The 17,799-nt window shown below is 57.7% G+C and carries 15 protein-coding genes; 7 read left to right on the top strand and 8 right to left on the bottom strand.

Translation table 11 applies throughout. The annotated features are described in order from the left end of the window. Positions 1 to 119 precede the first annotated feature (119 nt). From CFII64_RS25935 to CFII64_RS25925, 3 genes are all read left to right on the top strand, one after another. Positions 120 to 1,187: a phosphotransferase family protein gene (locus CFII64_RS25935; protein WP_020293837.1), complete on the top strand. Its 1,068-nt coding sequence runs from the start codon at positions 120 to 122 to the stop codon at positions 1,185 to 1,187. Positions 1,188 to 1,213: 26 nt separating this feature from the next. After that, positions 1,214 to 1,981 carry an SDR family oxidoreductase gene (locus CFII64_RS25930; protein ID WP_020293836.1) on the top strand — a complete coding sequence of 256 codons (768 nt, stop codon included), beginning with the start codon at positions 1,214 to 1,216 and terminating at the stop codon, positions 1,979 to 1,981. A gap of 96 nt (positions 1,982 to 2,077) precedes the next feature. Beyond that, the gene (locus CFII64_RS25925; RefSeq protein WP_020293835.1) at positions 2,078 to 2,857 is read left to right on the top strand and encodes a TSUP family transporter; all 780 of its coding nucleotides are present in this window, start codon (positions 2,078 to 2,080) and stop codon (positions 2,855 to 2,857) included. Here CFII64_RS25925 and nudC read toward each other — a convergent pair. Together nudC and CFII64_RS25915 are read right to left on the bottom strand one after the other, a co-directional pair. After that, entirely contained in the window at positions 2,825 to 3,661 is an 837-nt protein-coding gene (nudC, locus tag CFII64_RS25920; protein ID WP_044901699.1) for an NAD(+) diphosphatase, read from the bottom strand. The two genes, CFII64_RS25925 and nudC, sit on opposite strands and share 33 nt — an antisense overlap. Before the next feature lie 16 nt (positions 3,662 to 3,677). Then, positions 3,678 to 4,490 carry a crotonase/enoyl-CoA hydratase family protein gene (locus CFII64_RS25915; protein WP_020293833.1) on the bottom strand — a complete coding sequence of 271 codons (813 nt, stop codon included), beginning with the start codon at positions 4,488 to 4,490 and terminating at the stop codon, positions 3,678 to 3,680. Between the two features lie 298 nt (positions 4,491 to 4,788). Here CFII64_RS25915 and CFII64_RS25910 point away from each other — a divergent pair, with 298 nt between their 5' ends. Both CFII64_RS25910 and CFII64_RS25905 read left to right on the top strand, forming a co-directional pair. Beyond that, positions 4,789 to 6,273: an ATPase domain-containing protein gene (locus CFII64_RS25910; protein WP_044901698.1), complete on the top strand. Its 1,485-nt coding sequence runs from the start codon at positions 4,789 to 4,791 to the stop codon at positions 6,271 to 6,273. Next, positions 6,270 to 8,300: a response regulator gene (locus CFII64_RS25905; RefSeq protein ID WP_020293831.1), complete on the top strand. Its 2,031-nt coding sequence runs from the start codon at positions 6,270 to 6,272 to the stop codon at positions 8,298 to 8,300. Before CFII64_RS25910 ends, CFII64_RS25905 begins: the two co-directional genes overlap by 4 nt. A 60-nt stretch (positions 8,301 to 8,360) precedes the next feature. On the opposite strand, the gene CFII64_RS25900 is transcribed toward CFII64_RS25905, so the two are convergent. The 5 genes from CFII64_RS25900 to CFII64_RS25880 all read right to left on the bottom strand — a co-directional run bounded on the left by CFII64_RS25900 (position 8,361) and on the right by CFII64_RS25880 (position 15,001). Beyond that, positions 8,361 to 8,738, bottom strand: a complete 378-nt coding sequence (locus CFII64_RS25900) for a response regulator (RefSeq protein WP_020293830.1) — start codon at positions 8,736 to 8,738, stop codon at positions 8,361 to 8,363. 97 nt (positions 8,739 to 8,835) lie between these two features. Next, a complete protein-coding gene (locus CFII64_RS25895) occupies positions 8,836 to 10,017 on the bottom strand; it encodes a hybrid sensor histidine kinase/response regulator (protein WP_020293829.1) in 1,182 nt (393 codons plus the stop codon). Then, positions 10,011 to 10,628: a chemotaxis protein CheB gene (locus CFII64_RS25890; RefSeq protein WP_020293828.1), complete on the bottom strand. Its 618-nt coding sequence runs from the start codon at positions 10,626 to 10,628 to the stop codon at positions 10,011 to 10,013. The genes CFII64_RS25895 and CFII64_RS25890 overlap by 7 nt, the downstream gene beginning before the upstream one ends. Next, positions 10,625 to 11,446, bottom strand: a complete 822-nt coding sequence (locus CFII64_RS25885) for a protein-glutamate O-methyltransferase CheR (protein WP_020293827.1) — start codon at positions 11,444 to 11,446, stop codon at positions 10,625 to 10,627. Before CFII64_RS25885 ends, CFII64_RS25890 begins: the two co-directional genes overlap by 4 nt. A 48-nt stretch (positions 11,447 to 11,494) precedes the next feature. Beyond that, a complete protein-coding gene (locus CFII64_RS25880) occupies positions 11,495 to 15,001 on the bottom strand; it encodes a response regulator (protein ID WP_020293826.1) in 3,507 nt (1,168 codons plus the stop codon). Between the two features lie 268 nt (positions 15,002 to 15,269). Between CFII64_RS25880 and CFII64_RS25875 the strand changes: the two genes are divergently transcribed. Then, positions 15,270 to 15,629, top strand: coding sequence for a response regulator (locus tag CFII64_RS25875; RefSeq protein ID WP_020293825.1), 360 nt, complete (start codon positions 15,270 to 15,272; stop codon positions 15,627 to 15,629). After that, positions 15,616 to 16,941 carry a glycosyltransferase gene (locus tag CFII64_RS25870; protein WP_020293824.1) on the top strand — a complete coding sequence of 442 codons (1,326 nt, stop codon included), beginning with the start codon at positions 15,616 to 15,618 and terminating at the stop codon, positions 16,939 to 16,941. The genes CFII64_RS25875 and CFII64_RS25870 overlap by 14 nt, the downstream gene beginning before the upstream one ends. 41 nt (positions 16,942 to 16,982) lie before the next feature. On the opposite strand, the gene cobF is transcribed toward CFII64_RS25870, so the two are convergent. Beyond that, positions 16,983 to 17,750 (bottom strand): precorrin-6A synthase (deacetylating), encoded by a 768-nt coding sequence (gene cobF, locus CFII64_RS25865; protein ID WP_020293823.1) that lies wholly within the window; start codon positions 17,748 to 17,750, stop codon positions 16,983 to 16,985. Between the last annotated feature and the right edge of the window lie 49 nt (positions 17,751 to 17,799).

Below are 17,799 nucleotides of genomic sequence, written 5' to 3'. Positions count from 1 at the left end.
GGCAATCAAAACCAATGATCGGGCAGCAACACCCAGGTAGATAAGACGGTTTTCGGCTTGTGAGCTACATTCGTTTAGTCAATGATTTGCCCGCACCATAATAAGCACAAGGGATAAACATGGCGCTTACTGACCAGTCCACAGACATCCGCCCCGGTGAAGAACTCGACGCCGCGCTGATCGATTCCTATCTGAAGGCGCAGATCCCCGGCCTCAGCGGCACCGCGAAGATCAGCCAGTTTCCTGGCGGAGCCTCCAATCTCACGTATCTGATCCGATACCCTGAGCAGGAACTCGTATTACGACGCCCGCCCTTCGGGCAAAAGGCCAGGTCAGCCCACGACATGGGGCGCGAGTACCGCATTATCAATCAACTCAAGGACGCCTTTCCCTACTGCCCTAAAGCGTACGTACATTGCACCGATGAGTCGCTGATCGGCTCTGAGTTTTACGTGATGGAGCGCATCGACGGCATCATTCTACGCTCGGATCTGCCGCCAGAGCTGGGCCTGGATGCCGGACAGACCCAAGCCCTGTGCAAGAATTTCATCGACAGGCTGGTGCAATTGCATCGCGTTGATTATCAGGCGTGCGGTCTGGGCGACCTGGGCAAGCCTCAGGGTTACGTGCAGCGCCAGATCCACGGCTGGAGCGAACGCTATGACAAGGCCCGCACCCCCGACGCGCCGCAATGGGACGTGGTCAAGGCCTGGCTGGTCGACAAAATGCCGGCGGACCATCCCGTCCCGGCCATCGTGCACAACGATTATCGCTTCGATAACGTGCTGCTGGATCCCACCAACCCGATGAACATCATTGGCGTGCTGGATTGGGAACTCACGACGCTGGGCGATCCGTTAATGGACCTGGGCAATACCCTGGCGTACTGGATCGAAGCTGGCGACCCGGCAGCGGTCCAGCTCATGCGGCGTCAGCCCAGCCACGCCCCCGGCATGCTCACACGCCAGGAGTTTGTCGACTATTACGCCGAACGCGCCGGCATCCCCATCGACAACTTCGATTTCTATTACACCTACGGCCTGTTCCGCCTGGCCGGTATCGTCCAGCAGATTTACTACCGTTTCTTCCATGGCCAGACTCAGGACAAACGTTTCGCGCAGTTCATCCACATGAACAAGCTGCTGGAGCAGATGAGCCTGCAGGTCATTAGCCGCTCCACACTTTGACAGCCACCCGCTGACAGGAACACGACATGTCCAAGACCCAACTGTTCGACCTCGACGGCAAGATCGCCTTTGTTTCCGGCGCCAGCCGAGGCATCGGCGAGGCCATCGCCAAACTGCTCGCCCAGCAAGGCGCCCACGTCATCGTCTCCAGTCGCAAGATCGACGGCTGCCAGCAAGTTGCCGATGCGATCATTGCCGATGGCGGCCAGGCCACAGCGATTGCCTGCCACATCGGCGAAATGGAGCAGATCAACGCAGTGTTTGCTCAAATACGCGAACAGTTCGGGCGCCTGGACATTCTGGTCAACAATGCGGCGACCAATCCGCAGTTCTGCAATGTGCTGGACACTGACCTGAGTGCCTTCCAGAAGACTGTAGACGTGAATATTCGCGGCTATTTTTTCATGTCGGTCGAAGCGGGAAAATTGATGCGCGAAGGTGGCGGCGGCAGCATTATCAATGTCGCCTCGATCAACGGGGTTTCTCCCGGTGTGTTCCAGGGCATCTATTCGGTGACCAAGGCCGCCGTCATCAACATGACCAAGGTGTTCGCCAAGGAATGCGCGCCGTTTGGCATTCGCTGCAATGCGCTGCTGCCCGGTCTTACCGATACCAAATTTGCTTCGGCACTGGTCAAGAACGATGCGATCCTGAATATGGCCTTGCAGCAGATCCCGCTCAAACGAGTGGCCGCGCCCAGCGAAATGGCGGGCGCAGTGCTGTACCTGGCCAGCGAGGCGTCCAGTTACACCACAGGCGTCGCGCTGAATGTGGACGGCGGATTTCTGTCCTGAGCCCGAACGCAACCTGACATGGAAACGGCTTGGGGTTAAGATGCGCGGCTTCTGACGCAGCCTTTTCTGCGCCAACTGCCCTATAAGCCCTTCCCCATGCCATTTGAATTCAGTGTTGACCTGACTACCCTGGCGGTGCTCGCCGTTGTTGCCTTTGTTGCCGGATTCATTGACGCCATCGCCGGTGGCGGTGGCCTGCTGACCGTGCCGGCGCTAATGACCGCCGGTTTGCCGCCGCATCTGGTCTTGGGCACCAACAAACTCAGTTCCACTTTTGGTTCAGGTGTCGCCAGCTTCACGTTTTATCGGCGCAACCTGTTCGATCCCCGCCAATGGGTGCATGCCTTGGTGGGGACTGCTGTCGGCGCAGTGATCGGCGCGGTGGTGGCGCATTACTTGCCCGCTGAATGGTTGAACCAGATGCTGCCGGTGATCGTGTTCGGCTGCGGCTTGTATCTTCTGTTCGGTGGTACGCCCAAGGCGCCGCTGGACAGCAATGCCCCGATCAAAAAGAAGTGGCAGCTGCCCCAAGGCCTGGGTCTGGGCTTCTACGACGGCGTGGCTGGCCCCGGCACCGGCGCTTTCTGGACGGTCAGCAGTTTGTTGATCTACCCGCTGGATCTGGTCAAGGCCAGCGGCGTGGCGCGCAGCATGAACTTCGTCAGCAACGCCGCCGCGCTGTCGGTATTCATCTTTTCCGGTCAGGTGGATTGGCCGATAGGCCTGACGATGGGCGTGGCAGTCATGGCAGGTGCCCATTTCGGGGCCAAAAGTGCGATCAAGGGCGGTGCAAAATTCATCCGCCCGGTATTCATCACCGTCGTCCTGGGGTTGACCGTTCGCCTAGCCTGGCAACACTGGTTCGGCGGTGCCTAAACGCCGCGCCACATACGAATCGATCAGGTAGCGGGCGATAGAGCGGCTGGCGGGCAGCGCCGGCAGATCGTGGATGCTGAACCAGCGGGCATCTTCGATTTCGTCGGCCTGAGGCACGATGTCGCCGCTTTCGTATTGCGCGTGGAAACCCAGCATCATCGAATGGGGAAACGGCCAGCATTGGCTGCCCATATAAACGATGTCCTTGATCTTGAGCTGCACCTCTTCCATGACCTCCCGATGCACGCAGTCTTCCACCGACTCTCCCGGTTCGGCAAAACCCGCCAGGGTGCTATAGACGCCGGTAACGAAGCGCGGCGAACGCGCCAGGAGCACTTCGTCACCTCGCGTGATCAAGACGATCATGCTCGGTGAGATGCGCGGATAGAACCGCAGGTTGTCATGCTCGCAGTACATTGCTCGCTCGCCCGGCACTTGCTGCGTGGGCCGCCCGCAACTCCCGCAATAACGATGCTCACGCGCCCAGGTGCTGATCTGCGCCGCATAGCCGAGCTTCTGAAAGACAGCGAAATCGCCCTCCAGCATGAACTGCCGAAGCCCCTGCCAGCGACAACCGTCGATTTCCACCGTGCCCTTGAGCACCAGGACGAACACCGGTTCGCCATCAAAGTGACCAATACCGTGTTCGCCAATCACCGGCAGGTCCTGGCTTTTCAGCCATGCGCGGGGAAACATCACGCCGTTGTCGTCCAGCAGGAAACCTTGCTCGCCATTGACCACCGCCCAGCCGCCCGTTACCTCGGTATCCAGCACAGCGGTACTCCAGCGTTTAAGGCTTGTCATGGAACCCTCCCTTCACTCAATTCTCGAATATCGGTTTCTGCTTGCTCATGTGCGCAACCATGGCCAGCTTCAGATCCGCTGATTGCAGCATGGCAGCGTTCCAGATAGCAACGTGTTCGAGACCGTCATCGATCCGGTGGTCGCGCATGTAGGTGATCATTTCCTTGGTACCGGCAATTGCAATCGGGGACTTGGAGGCTATTTCACGGGCGATGGCGAACACGCCTTCCAGCAACGCCGGCAGATCCTCGAAGGTTTTATTGACCAGGCCGATGCGCTGCGCTTCCTGGGCCAGAACGGTGCGCCCGGTATAGGCGAGTTCACGCATCATGCCGTCGCCGATGATGCGCGGCAGACGTTGCAAGGTGCCGACATCCGCCGCCATGCCCATGTCTATCTCACGAATGGCGAATTTCGCATCTTCAGCTGCATAGCGCATATCGCACGCGGAAATCAGGTCGATGGCCCCGCCCAGGCAGTAGCCCTGAATCGCTGCCAACACGGGTTTGCGGCAGTTATCGACGGCGCTGAAGGATGCCTGTAGCCGCAGGATCGTGCGTCGCAGGGTGCGCGCGTTACGCCCGACGTCTTTGCCCAGCTCGTTGGCCAGCGACGCGAGCATCATCAAGTCGATGCCTGAGGAAAAGTGTTTTCCCGCACCGCTGAGCACTACCACCCGTACGTCATCGGTGTCGTCGACCCACTGGAATATCTCGATGATTTCGGACCAGAACGCCGCGTCCATGGCATTGACCTTGTCCGGTCGATTGATCTGCACATGAGCGATGTGCTCGTTGACCTCAACGACAAATGCTTGATAGTCGGGCACGAGTGACTCCTTGAAGGGTGATTTTTATTGTTGCCGACGGCGCAGCGTCAGCCGACAGACTATAACAAGGGTTAATGACCGCTCGTAAGGCGGTGGTTGCGCCATTTCCAGGACCTGCAGCGGCGTTGGTTGCGTGGAAAAAGGCGAAGCTATCAGGCGAAATTGTGAACCGCCGATTCCCGCAGCGGTCCAGTATCAAGTAGCCGATCTTCACGCTACAAGCAGTACGCGGTCCTGCCAGCCAACCGGCACCCTGCAGCATCGCGCTAAATTTTCTCAGGTCGCGAGAGGGCGATTTTTGATCACATCAAAAGCAGCAACCGGCATCGTGGGTCTGGACGACATTCTTTCTGGAGGTCTGTCTCGACGTCATGTGTTTCTCCTCGAAGGAGAACCCGGAACAGGTAAGACCACCGTAGCGTTGCATTTTCTTCAGGCAGGTGCGCTAGCGGGCGAAGTTTGCCTGTACATCACGCTTTCGGAAACCGACCGTGAGTTGCGTGAAGGCGCAATGTCCCACGGCTGGGAGCTGGGTAAAAACATTGTCATTTTCGAACTGACGCCACCGGAAAGCCTGCTCAACGCAGAGAATCATCAGAGTCTGCTGTATTCTTCGGACCTGGAATTGGGCGAAGCCACGCGGCAGATTTTCGAAGTGGTCGAACGCGTCAAGCCGACCCGGGTGGTGATTGACAGCCTGTCGGAGATTCGCCTGTTGGCGCAGAGCTCCTTGCGCTACCGTCGGCAGATTCTTTCCATCAAACATTACTTCGCGCGCTTTGACGCAACTGTCTTGCTGCTCGACGACCTGACCACTGAAGCACTGGACAAGACTGTGCACAGTGTTGCCCACGGCGTGATTCGCCTTGAAGAACTCAATCCCAACTACGGCGCCGAACGTCGTCGTTTGCGCGTCGTGAAATATCGCGGGCAGAAGTACCGAGGCGGGTTCCACGATTTCACGATCATGGCCGACGGCATTCACGTGTTTCCAAGGCTGGTGGCTGCCGAGCATCGCAACCAGTACAAGCGAGAAGTCGTCTCCAGCGGCATCGTCGAACTGGATTCGCTGCTGGGTGGCGGCATCGACAGCGGCTCCAGTACCTTGATCCTCGGCCCGGCCGGTACCGGTAAATCGCTTATCTCCATGGTCTTCGCTGCGGCTGCGGTAGCGCGGGGCGAACGTGTCGGCCTGTTTATCTTCGATGAAGAAATGGGCTTGCTGTTCAACCGCATGAACAAGCTGGGTATCGACCTGGTTGCCTTGCAGGAAACCGGCAATCTGCTGATCGAACAAGTGGATGCGGCTGAACTGTCGCCAGGCGAGTTCGCCCATCGGGTGCGCAGCTGCGTGGACAAGAAGCAGATCAAGACCGTTGTGATCGATAGCATCAACGGCTATCAGGCGGCGATGCCTGAAGAGAACGCACTGGTGCTGCACATGCATGAGCTGTTGCTCTATCTCAACCGTCAGGGTGCATCGACGTTCATGACCGTGGCACAACATGGGCTGGTGGGCGACATGCGCGCACCGGTCGACATCACTTATCTGGCCGACACCGTGATTCTGCTGCGTTATTTCGAAGCCACGGGGCAGGTACGCCGCGCGATTTCAATCATCAAGAAACGCACCGGCACTCACGAATCGACCATCCGCGAATACCGCATCAGCAGCAACGGCCTTAAAATCGGCGCTCCGCTCGAGGCCTTCCAGGGTGTGTTGCGCGGTGTTCCTCACTACTTTGGCGAGAACAAGCCGTTATTGCCGGACGATGAGGTGTGAGTACGCCAGGTCTATTTTCGGAGCGGGCGATCATTCTCGCCCCGCGTGGACGTGACAGCCAGATCGCATTGGCGCTGTTGCAGGAAGCCGGATTTCCCGCGATGGCGACCCCTAATCTTGTCGAACTGAGCAAGGAACTCAGTTCGGGGGCAGGCATGGCGATCATTGCCGACGAGGCGCTGCGCGGCGCCGACATCAGCATGCTGCTTGAAACGCTCAAGTGCCAGCCTGCCTGGTCCGACATTCCTATTGTCCTGCTGACGCACCATGGCGGGCCTGAACATAACTCGTCGGCGTATCTGGGTGCGCTGCTGGGCAACGTAACCTTCCTTGAACGCCCTTTCCACCCCGCAACCCTGGTCAGCCTGGTCACGACGGCGGTTCGAGGCCGTCGTCGTCAGTACGAAGCCCGGGCACGCATGGAAGACCTGCTGGAAAGCGAGCAACGCCTGCAAAACGCCCTGAAAGCGGGCAGGTTAGGTTCATGGCAGCTGGAAGCGGAGTTTCTGACCCTGACCTGCTCGGCCATCAGCAGGTCGCATTATGGCCGGGACGAAGGGGACACTTTCGCTTATGCCGATTGGCTGGACTCGGTTTACGCCGAAGATCAACCGCGCATGCAGTCGGCCCTGCAGCGCAGTCTCGATTCAGGCGACGACTTCATCATCGAGTATCGCAACGTGTGGCCTGATGGTTCCTTGAATTGGGTTGATGTCCGCGCCAGAGCAATCCGGGCCAAAAACGGCAGGGTCAGTTCACTGGCGGGCGTGACGTCTGACATCACTGAGCGCAAGCAGGCCGAAGCCGAGTTGCGACGCCTGAACGAAACACTGGAACAGCAGGTTGAAGAGCGCACCTCGCAACTGCGCCATAACGAAGAAGTGCTGCGCCAGTCGCAAAAGATGGAAGCAGTCGGGCAGCTGACTGGCGGTATTGCTCACGACTTCAACAACATGCTGACCGGGATCATCGGCAGTCTGGAGTTGCTGCGCAGGCGCCTGGCCCGAGGGCGCACCGAAGACCTGGACAGCCTGATCGATCTGGGTGTGACCTCGGCCAACCGTGCCGCCGCCCTGACCCACCGCTTGCTGGCCTTTTCCCGTCGGCAGTCACTGGATTCCAAGCCGGTACAAATGAATCAGCTGGTCAACTCCATGGGCGAGCTGATCCACCGCAGCCTCAATGAAAGCATCCGCCTGGAAATGCGCCTCAATGAACAATTGTGGACCGCCGAGGCTGACCCGAATCAACTGGAAAGCGCCCTGCTCAACCTGGTGTTGAACGCGCGTGACGCCATGCCCGACGGTGGCCTGCTGTTGGTCGAAACCTTCAATCAGCGCCTGGACCGGTCGTTTACCGATGCCCATGAGAATCTGCTGCCCGGCGACTACGTGGTGCTCAGCGTCAGCGACACCGGTTACGGCATGCCGGAGACAGTCATCAGCCGCGCCTTCGACCCGTTCTTCACCACCAAGCCCATCGGTCAGGGCACCGGGCTTGGGCTGTCGATGATCTACGGGTTCAGCAAGCAGTCCCATGGTCACGTGTCGATCAAGAGTGAAGTAGGCAAAGGCACGACGGTGCAGTTGTTCCTGCCGCGTTTCAAGGGCGAGCAAATCCAGGATGATCTTGCTTTTGAACCCAACGCCACCCAGGCAAATGCTGGCGAGACGGTATTGATCGTCGAAGATGATCCGGCGGTCCGTGCGCTGGTCAGTGAGGTGCTCAGCGAGTTGGGTTATCAGTTCGTGGTTGCCGGGGCGGCTGATGCCGCAGTGCCTATCCTGGAGTCCGCGCAGCGCATCGATCTATTGATCAGTGACGTCGGCCTTCCCGGCATGAACGGGCGGCAGCTGGCTGAAATCGGGCGCCAACTGCGACCGGGGCTCAAGGTGCTGTTCATTACCGGCTATGCCGAGCACGCCGCCGTGCGTGCAGGCTTCCTCGATGACGGCATGCAAATGATCACCAAACCGTTCGCCTTCGATCATTTGACGGCCAAGGTTCGGGAAATGATTGAAGCCTGACACGCGGGCCTTTCGACGCCATTGACCTGACCGTCAGTGGCGTCATCACGACACAGTTTCTCAGGAAAGCAGGCTTTGAATCTGGGAATGCAAACTGTCCATGGTGAACGGCTTGGCGAGGATCGGAGCCTTGAGCGCAATCGGGCTGCCGGAATCAAGAATTTCCGCGGGATAACCGCTGATAAAAATGACCTTCAGTTCAGGCCGCAGTTTGACCGCCGGCTCGGCAATCATCACGCCGGAAATCCCGCCTGGCAGCCGATAATCGGTAATCATCAGATCGAGGTGGGGCTTGGTCGCCAGTATTTCAAATGCTTGCTCGCCATTTTCCGCCTGCAACACGCGATAGCCCTCGCCTGATAGATAATCAGCGAGCAGCATTAAAATCAGCGGTTCGTCTTCGACGATGAGTACGACATTTTCTGCATCAGAGCTCATTGGATTGCCTTCGATCTATAAATAGCTGCCATTACGACCGTGCAGCGTCTCGTAGGTTGCGCGGATATCGGATTAATCTGCCCAACGCCTTGATTCCTCAAAGCGGCAGACAGACGCGGAACAGCGAGCCCTGGCCTTCCTCGCTCTCGACGCTGATCGTCCCGCCGTGAGCCGCGACGATTTGATCAGAGATGAACAATCCCAGGCCCAGTCCATGAACCGCATGATTGGCGGAAACCCGCTCGAATTGCTGGAAGATGCGTTTCTGGTTTTCCGGACTGACACCGATACCTTCATCGCGCACATCAACCCGGGCCTGACCCTCCTCGCTGTACACCCGAACGCGGATCGGTTTACGGGCGCCGTAGCGCAAGGCGTTGGTCAGCAGGTTGGCGACCACTTGCTCAATGCGAAACTCGTCCCAGACGCCGATTACCGGATCGTCAGCGGTGAAACTCACGGTCGAGCCGGCTGCAGCGATTTGCGCGGAAAAACTCTCCAGAAGATTGCTGACCAGTTCCACCAGATCGAATGGGCTGGTACGAATCGATAACTTGCCCGTGCGGATGCGGGAAACATCAAGCATGTCTTCAATCAGACGAATCAGACTCTGGATCTGCCGCTCGTCACGATCAACCATAGCCCGCAGCTTCTCCAGCGTGAACGCGGCCATGTTGTCCTTGGCCAGATGCAGTTTGCGCAGCTGGGTTTCCAGGATCAGCCCGTTCAACGGCGTGCGCACTTCGTGGGAGACGATCGACATGAAGTCATCGCGCATGCGCACCGCACGTTCGAGCTCGTTCTGCGTGACCTGCAATTGCTTGAGCAACGCCTCCTGTTCCTGGCGGCTTTGTTCAAGCTCCTCGACCTGCTCCTTCATGGCCTTGCGCTGGCGATAGAGATCGACAAACACGTTGACCTTGCTTTTGACCGCGTGGATATCCAGGGGCTTATGCAGGAAATCCACCGCGCCGCTTTCGTAACCCTTGAACGCGTAGTTGAGCTCACGACCGGCCGCACTGACGAACACGATGGGAATGCTCTTGGTGCGCTCGGTGCTGCGCATCAATTCTGCCAGCTCAAAACCATTCATTCCCGGCATCTGCACGTCGAGGATCGCCAGGGCGAACTCATGTTGCAGCAGCAGAGACAGTGCTTCATCCGCTGACAGCGCCTTGAATACGGCGCGATCTTCACGCTTGATCAAGGCTTCGAGCGCCAACAGGTTTTCTGGCAGGTCATCGACGATCAGCAGCTTGGCCTGAATATGACTCAACATGCGATTCTTTCCAGCTCGGTCAATAGTTCGCCGATGTCATGCAAAGGCAGCAAATAGTCAGGCTCGTGCAGTGCCAGCGCCGCTTCAGGCATGGTGCGCGCCTGAGCCTGATTCGGATCCTGTACCACGGTCATCCCCCCTCCCTGCTTGATGTACGCCAGGCTTGCGGCGCCGTCGGGATTGGCACCGGTCAGCAAAATACCCGCGAGCCGGGCGCCGAAGGCATCGCCGGCCGAACTGAACAAAATGTCGATGCTGGGTCGCGAATAAAACACCCGATCTTCCTGACTGAGCGAAAGGCTCAGATCAGCCTCCACCGACAAGTGATAACCCGGTGGCGCGAAATACAACGTGCCGGGCACGATACTTTCCTTGTCATCGGCTTCCTTGACCGGAATCGGCAAGCGCGCCTGGAACACCTGGGCCAGTTGGCTGCGGCGCTCTTCGGGCACATGCAATACCGTCAGAATCGGCAAGCGAAAACCGGGTTTGATTGCGCTGAAAATCTTCAACAAGGCTTCCACGCCACCCGCCGACGCGCCCACGACAATCGCGTCAACCACGGGTAACACTTGTTCAGTCGATTCGCCGCTGCTGAAAGTTGTCTTCATGACTTGCGATAGATCCGTTCCTGTTTCACCAAAGCTTCGAAACTTTTGCTGTAAGCAGAAAAATCCAGGGTTTCCTTGCTGCCCAATACCAGAAAGCCGCGATGACAAAGCGAATCATGGAACAACCCGAACGCTCGGTCCTGAAGCTTTTTATTGAAATAAATCAATACATTGCGGCATGAAATCAGTTGAGTTTCAGAGAATACGCTGTCGGTTGCAAGACTGTGGTCGGCGAATGTCACGTTCTCACGCAGGGTCTTGTCGAAAATCGCGTACTCATAGGCGCCAGTGTAATAATCGGAAAACGCCCGCTGCCCGCCCGCCTTAAGATAATTCTGGTTATAGGCGCGCACGTTCTCCAGAGAAAAGATGCCCTGTTTAGCCTTCTCCAGAGAGGTGGGGTTTATGTCAGTGGCGTAGATAATCGTGCGATCCAGCAGGCCTTCTTCACGCAGCAGAATGGCCATCGAATAGACCTCTTCCCCCGTGCTGCAGCCGGCGATCCAGATTTTGATCGACGGGTAGGTTCTGAGCAACGGCACGACTTCCTGACGGATTGCCAGAAAATGCCCGGGGTCGCGAAACATCTCGCTGACTGGAATGGTCAGAAATTGCAGCAACTGCATGAACGCCGCGGGATCGTGCAACACCCGTTCCTGCAAGGCAGAAATGGTCGAGCAGTCGAACTGACGCAACGCGTGGTTGACCCGTCGCTTGACCGACGCGCCGGAATAATCGCGAAAGTCGTAGCTGTATTTGAGATAAATCGCCTCGATAAGCAGGCGTAATTCTATCTCTGTGTCTCGATCCTGATGCATAGGCCAGCCTGGTGATGAAGTCGAAAGCTCAAATTTGGCCGCGGGAACTCAAATACGTTCCATTTTCGGCAACCAGACGCGGATCAGCGAAAACAGCCGATCCAGGTCGATAGGCTTGGCCAGATAATCATTGGAGCCGGACTGCAGGCAGCGCTCCTGATCGTCCTTCATGGCTTTGGCAGTCACCGCGATAATCGGCAGTTTGCGCCAGCGCGGGTCCTTGCGGATCTCGGTGGTCGCTTCATAGCCATCCATTTCGGGCATCATCACGTCCATCAGGACCAGATCGATATCTTCGACTTCATTGAGCTTGCTGATTGCCTCGATGCCATTTCTGGCGATTTCCACCACCGCGCCCTTGTGTTCCAGCGCGCTGGTCAGGGCAAAGATGTTGCGCACGTCGTCATCGACCACAAGGATCTTGCGACCTTCAAACACTTTGTCCCGGCTACGGGCGGTCTTGAGCATTTTTTGCCGCTCGTTAGAAAGCTGCGACTCGACCTTGTGCAGGAACAGCGTCACTTCATCGAGCAGGCGCTCCGGCGAGCGTGCGCCCTTGATGATGATCGAGCGCGAATACTTCATCAGCTCGGCTTCTTCATCCCGGGTCAGGTTGCGTCCGGTGTAGACGATGACGGGTGGGAAGGCGCAGATTTCCTCGGTGGACATGCGTTTGAGCAGGTCGTTGCCGAGCATGTCCGGCAGCTTGAGGTCGATGATCATGCAGTCATAGACATTGTCGCGCAGCAGATCGAGGGCATCCTGGGCAAAGCCCACTGCGGTGATTTCAATATCGTCATCGCCGATCAAGCGCGCGATGCTGTCACGCTGCAAGGCGTCGTCTTCGACCAACAGGATGCGTTTGACCTTCTGGGTCAGCTTGGCTTCGAGCTTGGCAAAGACATCCTTGAGTTCTTCGCGGGTGGTCGGTTTGACGGCGTAACCCACCGCGCCCATGTGCATCGCCGCTTCCTGGCGATCCTCGACAGAAATGACATGGACCGGAATATGTCGGGTCGAGGCCAATTCCTTGAGACGTTGCAAAACAGTGAGGCCTGAGTGATCCGGCAAGCGCATGTCCAGCAAAATCGCGTCCGGTACGAATTGCGCCGCCAGATTGAAGCCGTCGTCGGCTGCGTGAGCGACGAGGCAGTGATAACCCAATTCATGGGCCAGATCGAAGAGGATCTGCGCGAACGCCACCTCGTCTTCAATCACCAGGATACAGCGCTTGGTGAACGGGCCCTTGTCGCGGTCATCGGCAAAGCTGGCAACCGGTGTCACTGGCACTGCCACGGCGACTGGCGCAGCCGGAACCGGCGCAACCCAGGCCACGGGCGGCGAGGCCACAACCGCAACAGGTTCCTGGCCATATTCCAGCTGAACCTGCTCAACGTACTGCTCCGGCAGCACCAGGGTGAAAATGCTGCCCTGCCCCGGTGCACTGGTCACGCTGATCGAGCCGCCTAGCAAAGCGGCCAGGTCCCGGGAAATCGACAGCCCCAGCCCGGTGCCGCCGTAACGGCGATTGGTCGTCCCGTCAGCCTGACGGAATGCCTCGAAGATGCTCTGCTGTTGCTCTTCGGCGATCCCAATCCCGGAATCGCGCACGGTAAAGGCAATGCCGGCGCCGGGCTGCCGGGACACGATCATGCTGACCATGCCGGTTTCGGTGAACTTGATGGCATTGGAAAGCAGGTTTTTCAGAATCTGTTCCAGACGCTGGCGGTCGGTGTACAACAACGTCGGCGCGCCCGCCTGCAACTCCACATGGAAGTCCAGCTTCTTGTCGTTCGCCAGCGGCTCGAACATGGAGCGCAGACCTTCAACCAGACGCGCCACGCTGCTGTTTTCCGGCCGCATATCGAGTTTGCCGGCCTCGACTTTGGAAATATCCAGAATGTCATTGATCAGGTTGAGCAGGTCGTTGCCCGCCGAATAGATCGACTCGGCGAACTTGACCTGCTCGGCCGTGAGGTTTTCCGCCGGGTTCTCGGCCAGTAGTTTGGCCAGGATCAGCGAGCTGTTGAGCGGCGTGCGCAACTCATGGGACATGTTGGCGAGGAATTCAGACTTGTACTTGCTGGAGCGCTGCAATTCATCGGCACGGGCTTCAAGCTCGATCTGTGCGATGTGCAACTCTTCGTTATTACGATCCAGCGCGTCACGCTGATCCGACAACGCCTGGCCTTGCTCGGCCAGCTGCTCATTAGTCTGCTCAAGCTCGGCCTGCTGGGTTTCAAGATGCGTCTGGGATTCCTTGAGGATTCGCGACTGCTCTTCAAGCTCTTCGTTGGCGGTGCGCAACTCTTCTTGCTGCACTTGCAGTTCTTCATTGAGCTGCTGGGTTTCGGCCAGGACCTCCTGAAGACGCTGACGATACCGCGCCGCTTCAATGGAAGTGCCAACGTTGCCGGCGATCAGCTCCATGAACTCAAGGTCCTGTTCAGTCAACGGACGCAGGAACCCCAGTTCGATGACGCCATTGACGTGATCATCGTTGCTGGTAGGAATCACAACCACGCTGCGCGGCGAGCCCTCGCCCAAACCGGAGGTGACTTTGAAGTAATCAACGGGAACGTCTTCAAGCTTGATGATCTGCTTTTGCAGAGCGGCCTGACCGACGATGCCCTCGCCGCTGTAAATCGAATGCTCGTTGTTTTCCTGCTCCCGGGAAAAACCGTAGCACGCCACGCGTTTGAGCCCGCCGTGTTCCTGACTGACATATACCGCCGACACCACAGCGCCCAGGTACTGCGCAAAAAACTGCAACACGTTGGAGCCGAGCATGCCCAAGGTCAGCTGCCCCAGCACTTGCTCGGCCAGCTCACTCTGACCGTTTCGCAGCCAGGCGACTTTCTGCAGGCGCTCGGCGTTGGTTTCCTGAAGCTTGAGGTTGTTGGCATAACTGGTGGACAAGGCGACCATGTCCCTGCGGCCGACAAACGCCAGCAGGCCACTGACGCTCAAGACAAATATCAGATACAGCGCGGTAGAAAGGATCGTGGTCCGCGTGACGTCGTCGTTGCGGGTCAGGCGCAGTTGTTGCTCGGTCGCGACAAACTGCTCATATTCGTTGCGAATTTCATCGGTCAGGCGCTTGCCGCGCCCGGCTTGTACAGCCGCTGAGTAGTCGCCGTTCTGGCGCCGAAGCGCGATCATTTCCAGCGCGTATCTGTTCCACTCATCCTGCAGCGCGGTCAGACGCTTGAGACGGTCAACCTGAGACGGGTTATCGGCGACCAGCGCTTCCAGCCCCTTGAGTTCGGCGGCGATTCCGGGCTTGGCAACTTCGTAAGGGTCCAGGAAATGATCATCACCGGTCAGCAAATACCCGCGCATACCGGTTTCCATGTCGATGGACAGCTTGAGCGCGCGGTTGGTGTTGTTGATCACCCGGTCAGTATGTTCAACCCACTGAATCACGGATAACAGATAGGTGATCAAGCCGATAAAGAACACCGCGCTGATTGCACCGACGGCCAGCGGCAAACTGACATTGCGGCTCAGCAGTTTACGGAAACGTTGCTCATCGACGGTAGACGAATGGATCATGAGAAGTCCCAAGCGTTTTATCAAAACGTGGGAGTTTGCCGCAATCTTTAGTAAAAGACTCTCATTTCTGATACATCGGGTTGAAATTTCAGAACTTTTGTAACGATTTCATCCCTTGATGGCCAAGGAATGTCACCATTAGACGGGTGCCCCCCCTCAAATGAAGGTTTCTGATAGCCAGCGGGAACTTCCGGAGGCGTTTCACTTACTCATAAACGGGCGACACTATTCCGCCTCGACCACCGTCATTTTTTCAAGGAAACCCATCATGTCTGCCAGCACCATTCTCGTCGTCGAAGACGACAACATTGTGCGCATGCTGATCGTCGACGTTCTTGAGGAGCTGGAATACAAAGTGCTGGAAGCTGAAGATGGAGACAAGGCGCTAACGTTTCTTGGAAACGAAGATCAGAAAATCCATCTGATGATGACCGATCAGGGCTTGCCTGGCATGACTGGTACCGAACTGGCGGTCGAGGCTCGCAAGCTCCGCCCCGCGCTGCCCGTGTTATTCGCCAGCGGCTACTCGGAAATCATTGAGGTGCCGGCTGGCATGCATTCGATTGGCAAGCCGTTTTCCATTGATCAGCTGCGTGACAAGGTTAAAAACATCCTTGAACAAGCCTGATCCACGTCAATCAGTGGCTGCCCACAACGCCGAAGCTGTCCGCGTCCTGATTATTGGCTACGTCTGGCCGGAACCACGATCTTCGGCTGCCAGCGGCCACATGATGCAGCTGATCCACTGTTTTCTCGAACAAGGCTGGGACATTACCTTCGCCAGTCCGGCAACAGAGGGCGAGCATGTGGCGGATCTGACCGCCCTGGGTATTGCACGCGTACGCATCGAGCTCAATAACAGCAGCTTCGACGCCTTTGTCAGCGAACTGGCCCCGAATATCGTGTTGTTCGATCAATTCATGATCGAAGAGCAATTCGGCTGGCGCGTCGAAAAGCATTGTCCCGACGCCCTTCGCATTCTGGAAACTTCGGACCTGCAAAGCCTGCGCAATACCCGTCACTTACAGCTCAAGCAGTTTATTGAGAACAGTACGCAAGCTGATGATTTAACGGATTATTTTGCATCATCAGAAGCCACGATCTATTCCGCAATGGCAATCAGTGACCTGGCGCAACGGGAGGTGGCAGCGCTGTATCGTTGCGATCTGAACCTGATGACCTCGGATGTGGAAATCCAGTTGCTCACGGGCCGGTTTGGCATGCCTGGGGCGCTGTTGCATTGGTGTCCGCTGATGGTCGACGGGCGAATCGATGCCCCTCCTTCGTTTGAGGAGCGGGCTAACTTCCTCAGCATTGGCAACTTCCGTCACGCCCCCAACTGGGACGCGGTGTTGTGGCTCAAGAGCGCCGTCTGGCCTCTGATTCGCCAGCAATTGCCCAAGGCGCAACTGCACATTTACGGCGCTTACACGCCACCCAAGGCCACCGCGCTGCACAATCCCGCTCAGGGTTTCCACATCATGAATTGGGCTGAGGACGCCTTGCAGGTCATGTCCCAGGCCCGAGTCTGTCTGGCGCCTTTGCGTTTCGGCGCGGGCATCAAGGGCAAAATTGTCGATGCCATGTTGTGCGGAACACCAACGGTCACCACGCCAATCGGCGCCGAGGCCATGCACGGCGAAATGCCCTGGCCCGGCACCATCGCCAACAGCGCCACAGCGATGGCCGATGCAGCCATTCGCTTGTATCAACACCGGAATCTATGGCAGGAAGCACAGCAGGCCGGCTGGGACCTGCTTGAAGCGCGCTATCAGCATCGACAACATTGCGCGAGCCTGATCGAGCACATCAGCGACCTGCGGCAAAACCTGCAGGAACACCGAACCGCAAATTTCACGGGGGCGATGCTGCGCCACCATCACCACAAAAGCACCAAGTACATGGCGCAGTGGATTGAAGCGAAGAATCGCCTGCCGTGAATAGCAGCGGTTGGAGCGAGCGTGCTCGCGAAGCGGTCTATCTATTTCAGAGATTCCAGCCTGCGCAGCAGATACGTATCCATGATCCAGCCTTTGTCCTGACGCGCCCTCTGCCTGACGTCCTTGATGCGTTCGCAAACGTCGTCCAGCTCGCCACCAATCAGAACCTCGTCAGCAGTGCCCAGGTAGGCGCCCCAATAAATATGCAGGCCCTGGCCGACAAACTGCTCGAAGGTGCAATGGGCGTCGAGCATTACCAGCACGTTGTCCACACTCGCGCCCTGCTCCGCTGCCAGGCGTCGGCCGGTGGTGATGTGGATAGGCTCGCCGATCCGGTTCAGCGCCACGCGATGTTGCGCCGCCAGCACCTGAACACTGGATATGCCCGGAATGACCGCGTAATCGAATTCGATTTTCCCCCGGCTCAGCACTCGCTCAAGAATGCGCAGCGTACTGTCGTAAATCGACGGATCGCCCCACACCAGGAACCCGCCGACTTCATCAGCCTTGAGTTCGTCGTCGATCAGCTGCTCGAACAACACCGCGCGCTGCTCGTGCCAGCGCTCGACCCCGGCTTCATAGGATGCGGGATCAGTTTCACGCTGCGGGTCCCGGACGACGACCATCCGATAGTCGGGATCGGTGATGTAACGCTGGCAGATCTCTTTCCTTAGCCGCAGCAAGTCATCGTCGGCGTAACCTTTATCCAGAATAAAAAACACCTTGGCACTATTCAGCGCGTTGATGGCCTGAACAGTGATGTGTTCGGGATGGCCTGCGCCGATGCCGATCAGAAGGACAGTTTTCATTGCATGCATCCCGCAAATGGACAGGCATTGCCTACCGCCGCTGGCGAAG

Source organism: Pseudomonas sp. CFII64 (assembly GCF_000416235.1).
GTDB lineage: Bacteria > Pseudomonadota > Gammaproteobacteria > Pseudomonadales > Pseudomonadaceae > Aquipseudomonas.
Note: the sequence above shows the minus strand (reverse complement) of the source record. Positions and strands in the feature narration are given on the sequence as shown.

Excerpts from the sequence above, each read along its gene's own strand:
- CFII64_RS25895 (WP_020293829.1), bottom strand. The coding sequence starts at position 10,017 with ATGTTGAGTCATATTCAGGCCAAGCTGCTGATCGTCGATGACCTGCCA.
- CFII64_RS25890 (WP_020293828.1), bottom strand. The coding sequence starts at position 10,628 with ATGAAGACAACTTTCAGCAGCGGCGAATCGACTGAACAAGTGTTACCC.
- CFII64_RS25900 (WP_020293830.1), bottom strand. The coding sequence starts at position 8,738 with ATGAGCTCTGATGCAGAAAATGTCGTACTCATCGTCGAAGACGAACCG.
- CFII64_RS25875 (WP_020293825.1), top strand. The coding sequence starts at position 15,270 with ATGTCTGCCAGCACCATTCTCGTCGTCGAAGACGACAACATTGTGCGC.
- CFII64_RS25880 (WP_020293826.1), bottom strand. The coding sequence starts at position 15,001 with ATGATCCATTCGTCTACCGTCGATGAGCAACGTTTCCGTAAACTGCTG.
- CFII64_RS25930 (WP_020293836.1), top strand. The coding sequence starts at position 1,214 with ATGTCCAAGACCCAACTGTTCGACCTCGACGGCAAGATCGCCTTTGTT.
- CFII64_RS25925 (WP_020293835.1), top strand. The coding sequence starts at position 2,078 with ATGCCATTTGAATTCAGTGTTGACCTGACTACCCTGGCGGTGCTCGCC.
- nudC (WP_044901699.1), bottom strand. The coding sequence starts at position 3,661 with ATGACAAGCCTTAAACGCTGGAGTACCGCTGTGCTGGATACCGAGGTA.
- cobF (WP_020293823.1), bottom strand. The coding sequence starts at position 17,750 with ATGAAAACTGTCCTTCTGATCGGCATCGGCGCAGGCCATCCCGAACAC.
- CFII64_RS25935 (WP_020293837.1), top strand. The coding sequence starts at position 120 with ATGGCGCTTACTGACCAGTCCACAGACATCCGCCCCGGTGAAGAACTC.
- CFII64_RS25885 (WP_020293827.1), bottom strand. The coding sequence starts at position 11,446 with ATGCATCAGGATCGAGACACAGAGATAGAATTACGCCTGCTTATCGAG.